Origin of the sequence: Streptomyces sp. NPDC051211, from assembly GCF_040689505.1 — a bacterium.
Lineage (GTDB): Bacteria > Actinomycetota > Actinomycetes > Streptomycetales > Streptomycetaceae > Streptomyces.
Genome location: NZ_JBFBAV010000079.1, coordinates 12,388 through 13,244 on the forward strand (window position 1 = coordinate 12,388; position 857 = coordinate 13,244).

Sequence of the window (857 nt, forward strand, 5' to 3'; positions counted from 1 at the left end):
TTGGGCCGTCCTCTGCTGTCTGTCCTCCCGGGGAGGTGCCCCCGTCGGGGGTGCTGCCGCCGGATGCCTGCGCCTCGGACGCCGGTGGGGCTGGGGGTGCGGCTGTGCGGTCCTCTGGTCCGCTTGGGCCGTCCTCTGCTGTCTGTCCTCCCGGGGAGGTGCCCCCGTCGGGGGTGCTGCCGCCGGATGCCTGCGCCTCGGACGCCGGTGGGGCTGGGAGTGTGGCTGCGCAGCACTCGAGCCCGGCGGGGCGGATTCATGCGGCTTGGACGGCTGGCGCGGCGCCGTTGTCGGGGGCGCTGCCCCCGGACCCCTGCGCCTCAAGCGCCGGCGGGGCTGGGGGTGCCGCTGTGCAGCCAACGAGTCGGCAGGGGACGTACGCGTCCTCACCCCCGCCGGGCGGTACCCACCCAGCCCCGATGGCGGTCGAGGCCGGAGGTCCCCCCGGTGCTACCGGGGGGAGGGTTCGGGCGGAGCCCGCCCCATGGCCGAGCCGCATCCAGGTGGGCGCTGCCCACCCGGGGTCGGAGCCAACCTCTGCCCCACCGGGGTTTGCGCGCCCCAACCCACCCTGGCCGGGGTCGGAGGCGCGCCCCGCTTCGAGGGGATCGGAGCCCCACCCGCCCTGGGTGGGGCCGGAGCCCTTCCCAGCCCCGCCGGGGGCACAGCCCCACCCAGTCCCGCCGGGGGCGGAGCCATCCTCAGCCTTGCCGGGTTCGCAGCCCCACCCAGCCCCGCCGGGGCTGGAGCGCCACCCAGCCTCGCCGGCGTTTGAGGCGCGGGGGTCCGGGGGCGGAGCCCCCGAACGGGGTCCGGGGCGGAGCCCCGGTTACGGGAAGGGGCGGGGTGGGGAAGAG